At 71.5% G+C, this 4,680-nt stretch carries 3 protein-coding genes; all 3 read right to left on the bottom strand.

The genetic code is table 11. The annotated features are described in order from the left end of the window. Nucleotides 1-1,464: ABC-F family ATP-binding cassette domain-containing protein (locus VFZ20_RS11195; RefSeq protein WP_329683961.1), on the bottom strand; the 1,464-nt coding region annotated here is incomplete at its 3' end. Nucleotides 1,465-1,714: 250 nt separating this feature from the next. Continuing rightward, nucleotides 1,715-3,649, bottom strand: coding sequence for a vanadium-dependent haloperoxidase (locus VFZ20_RS11190; protein WP_329683960.1), 1,935 nt, complete (start codon nt 3,647-3,649; stop codon nt 1,715-1,717). A gap of 449 nt (nt 3,650-4,098) precedes the next feature. Continuing rightward, nucleotides 4,099-4,680 (bottom strand): tetratricopeptide repeat protein (locus tag VFZ20_RS11185; protein WP_329683959.1); only part of this gene is annotated, 582 nt, incomplete at its 5' end.

Raw genomic sequence — 4,680 nt, 5'->3', positions numbered from 1 at the left:
CAGCAGACGCGGCGGATGCCAGCCGTTCAGCGCGCAGGCCAGCGCGGCGCGAAGGCGCTGGCCTCCGCTGAGCGAGCCGGCGGACTGGTGCACGGCATCGCCCTCGAACAGGAAGCGCGCGAGGGCGTGGCGCGCCGCCGTCTCGTCCTCGTCCGGGTTGGCGGCGCGGTAGTTCTCCAGCACGGACGCATCGTCCCGCAGACGCCGCGTCTGCTGGTCGAAGAACGCCACCTCCTCCGCCGGCAGCCCCAGGCGCACGGTGCCGGAGTCCGGCCGCAGCTCGCCCGTCACCAGCCGCAGCAGCGTGGTCTTCCCCGCCCCGTTGCGGCCCACGACCGCCACGCGCTCCGGCCCCACGATCCGCAGCGACACGCCGTCGATGACGGGCGACGCGGCGCCGGGATGCGCGTACGTCACGTCCTCCATCTCCACCACCGTCTTCCCGGCGGGGACGGCGGCGGAGGGCAGGTCCAGCGCCAGCCGCGCCTGCTCGTCCACGCGCGACCGGGCAGCGTCCAGGCGCGCGCGACCGTCCTCCACCAGCCGTGCGCCCGTCTCGCGCACGCGGGCGCCGGTGCCCTCGGCGCGCTCCTTCATCATCCCCAGCATAATCCTGGGGATGCCGCCCTTCTCGGCCAGGCGCCTGCCGCGGCCGTCGCGCCGGGCCTGCCGCTCGCGCATCTGCTGCGCCTCGCGCCGGGCGGTGCGCAGGCCGGACTCCGCGCTGGCCAGCTCGCGCGCGGCGGCCTCCGCTTCCGCCTCGCGCTGGGCACGGTACAGGTCGTATCCGCCCCCGTAGACGCGCGCGCCGGCCGGCGTGAGCTCCACGATGCGGTCCATCCGCCGCAGCAGGCCGCGGTCGTGGCTCACGGCCAGCAGCCCGCCCGTCCACCCCTCCACGAAGCCGTACAGCGCCTCGCGGCCGGCGGTATCCAGGTTGTTCGTCGGCTCGTCCAGCAGCAGGAAGTCCGGCTCGGCCAGGAGGACGCCGGCCAGCGCCACGCGGGTGGCCTCGCCGCCGCTCACGTTGCGCGCGGGGCGGTCCAGCGCCAGGTGCGACAGGCCCAGCCGCGCCAGCACGGCCTCGGTCCGCTCGCGCAGGTCCCAGTCGCCGCCGACGAGGTCGAGGTCGTCGCCCGATGCGTCGCCGGCCAGCACGCGGTCCACGCGCGCCAGTCGGTCGCGGATGCCCAGGACGGTCGCCAGCGGCTGGTCGTCGCGCACGCGAAAGTCCTGCGGCAGCCAGCCGATGCTGCCCGCGCGCGTGACGGTCCCAGCCGACGGGCGCAGCTCGCCCGCCAGCAGGCGCACGAGGGTGCTCTTGCCGGTGCCGTTGGGCCCTACAAGCCCCGTGCGCTCCCGGCCAAAGCCGAGGGTGAGTTCGGTAAAGAGGGTGCGGCCGTCAGCCAGCGAACAGGCCAGCCGCTCCGCGACGACGCGGACGTCGGAAAGATGGGTAGACAAGAGAGAACGCTCCGTCCCTGACGGTGAAAGTGGGGTGAACACCGGTCAGGATCAGGCGCATGCGATCGTCTCTCGTCTGGTGGATAGGAGCCCGCCGGGTCCGGCGATGCCGAAGGCGGCGGGCAGGGGAAATATGGAGCAAACCAGCCCGTTCGTCCACCGGGTCAGCCGACCCGGTGGACGAACGGGGCTTCGCGCGGGTGGCGCATCCCTTCACCGGAGATGCGCCACCGTCCACGTCAGTGACGGCTTACAGCTCGGGCTCGCCGCCGCCGGTGGTGCCCGTGCACAGGAAGCTCGTGCGCGTGCGCATGCACGTGCCCGGCTCGGCGCTGGGGTTCTCGGGATCCGTCAGGTTCTCCGGGCAGATGCCGCCCGGCCGGATGCGCACCCACGTGCCGTCGTACCGCCGCAGCCGCATCTCGTACGGCTCGTTGTAGACGTTGCGCTGGTTGCACAGGATGCTGAGCGCCACCGACTCGCCCAGCCGCACGGCCTCGGCGTGGTCGCTGCGCCAGTGCACGCCCGCGAACAGCCGCCCGATCCCGATGTTGTCCACCAGCTTGTTGATCTCCCCCTCCACGGTGAGCGCCGTGTCGCCGCCCGGGTCAAAGGCCGTGAGCGCCAGCCCGTCATCCGTGGGCACCACGGGGTTCAGGATCAGGTGGTCGTGGGGGAAGAACGCCTTGAGAATGGTGCCCAGCGCCCCCGCCACGGTGCTGTGCCCCGAGCCATACGAGGGGTGCAGGGGGCTTCCCTCGGCGAACGCCTGCGGAAGCAGGTAGGTGCCCCCCTCCGGAAAGCGCCGCAGGTTTCGGTTCTGCAGCTGGTTGTGGGGAAAGATGAACGGCTGCAGCACGTTGGCGTCCAGCCGCGCGAAGTTGGCGGCGTGGAAGGGATACGCCGCCGCGCCCACCTTCTGGTTGTGGATGCGCCCGCCGAACTCCTCCGGACGCAGCCGCCGGTGCACGGACCACTTCTGGTACCACACGGCCTTGAGGGCCCGGTCCATCGTCTCCACCAGCAGCGAAACCAGGTGCGGCGGACCAAAGGTGGCAAAGCCGATCTGCTTGGCCGCCTTGCCCGGGAACTGCTGCTCGAACGGCGCCGCCGGGTTCACGTACGGCAGGCACCGCGCGAACTCCACCGCGCGCCCGGGACGCGCCTCGCACCGCCGCAGCGGCTCGTCCGGCGACAGCAGCTGCAGGGCCGCGTTCAGGAAGGCGTTGAAGGTCAGGTCCACGTGCACGAACTGCGCGAGGTCGCGGCCGTTGCGAATCCACCGGAACTCGTCGTCGCAGGCGGACTGCTCGCGGTCGCACCCGTCCTGCACGGCCAGCCACTCGCGGTACGCCGTGAGGTAGTCGATGTGCGGCTGCACCGTGCGGATGCGCCCGGGGATGAACTGCGCCCCGTACGGCGTGTCCATGTACAGGAACTGCGAGATGTACGGACCCACCTCGCTGCCGGGCGACGTGCCCCGGAACAGCACGTTGGTGCTGGCCGTGGGCGCCAGGTTGCAGGTGTACCCGGCCAGGTCCGTGCGGGCCGACGTGGTCAGCGCCTCCGTGGTGTAGCGGGTGAACGCCACGTCGCGCGCCAGGGCCATCCAGTACAGCTCGGCGATCTCGGAGATCTCCTCGGCGCTGCTGAACTTGGGCGCCGGGGGCAGGCACAGCGCGTGAGAGTCGAAGCCCTCCAGGTCAAAGGCGAACGCCGCCTGCGGATTTTCCAGCGGCCGCCGGCGCACGCGGCACTCCAGCGCGGCGGGCACCCCGGACGGGATGGTGGGATTGCAGTCCGGGCAGCACCCCAGGTTGATGTCCTCGAACTGGTCGGGGTTGGCCGAGCTCAGGGCCTTGAGCAGCTTGCAGTACTCGGTGGCGTTCACCTCGCCCAGGGCATTGTGCGGCAGCCCCTTGGAGTAGCTGGCGATGAACCGGTTGGGGAACGAGGACTGGAACTCGATCTCGTCGCAGTTGCAGGGATGGCTGCGGGGCGAGTAGGACTCGTTGGTGGCCGCCGCGCGCACGGCACGGCTCAGGTCCGCCCGCTCCTCGGGGCTGCACGGGCCTACCTCGCACCCCACGTTGCAGATGGCGGACGGGGTGGGCGGGTCCGTGGTGCACGACGCGGGCGTGCCGCACTCGGCGGGAAGGGTGCGGGGAGGGCATGGGAAAGCCATGGGGCACCTGCCTTGTGAAAAGGAGGGCTGGGCGCTCCGGGCAGCATGGCCGGAGCGGAAGGCGCGCCGGACGGCGGTGCGGAACCGCCGAAAACAGGAGAGACCAAAGATGAACACCGCGCCCGCGAATCGGCGCGTTCGGCACGCCTTCATTTCAGCGTACTGTCACGCCTGCGGAGAAGTTCCAAGTAGATGAAGGTTACGTAACCCGCTATGGAACATGGGTTTCCGCAGATTTCCAGATCCTGTTCCGGCGCACGGGATTACGTCCGGACCGGGTACAGAACGGACACGTGGCGACATTCTCCGGGGTCCGTCCCGGCGCCCAGTGCCGAGCCGGGAACGGGTCCGTACGTCATCGCCGGACGCGGAACGAACGATCGCCCGCGGCTCACCGGGAGCCGCGGGCGATCTTCATCCGCCAAACCGTTGATTGAAAGGGCGGCCGGTCAGGCGGGTTTGGCGACCTCGCGGGACAGGCGGTACATCTCGGCCGCGCGGTCATGGTTGCCCTTGCGGTCGTAGGCGATGCCCATGGCGTAGTACGCCTTGGTGTTCTCGGGCACCAGGCGCACGGCCTCTTCCAGCGCCTCCAGGGCCGCGTCGCTCTCGGCCATCTGGTTGAGCGACTCGCCCAGCACCAGGAACGCGGGGCCGTGCTCCGGGTCCAGCTCCACGGCGCGGCGCAGGGCCGTGGCCGCCGCGGCGTACACGCCCTTCTTGTAGAGCGTGTTGCCCAGCTGGAAGTGCACCTCCACGCTCTCCGGGGCAAGCTTTTGCGCCCGGCGCAGCTCTTTCTCGGCCGCGTCGTACTTGCCCTGGGCAAACAGGGCCGTGCCCAGCCCCACCAGCGCGCGCAGGTTGTCGGCCTGCGCGGCCACCACCGAAGCGAAGGCCTCGGCGGCGTCGGCGTGGCTGCCCTCGGCGGCCAGCGTCTCGGCGCGCTCCAGCTTGGCCGCCAGCGGATCGGGCCCGTTGGCCGACGGCCCGCCCGCCGCCCCCTTGCGGGGGGCGCGCTTGCGGGGCGCGTC

This window comes from Longimicrobium sp. (assembly GCF_036280135.1).
Lineage (GTDB): Bacteria > Gemmatimonadota > Gemmatimonadetes > Longimicrobiales > Longimicrobiaceae > Longimicrobium.
Note: the sequence above shows the minus strand (reverse complement) of the source record. Positions and strands in the feature narration are given on the sequence as shown.

Coding starts and splice junctions, on each gene's coding strand:
- VFZ20_RS11190 (WP_329683960.1), bottom strand. CDS start 3,649: ATGGCTTTCCCATGCCCTCCCCGCACCCTTCCCGCCGAGTGCGGCACG.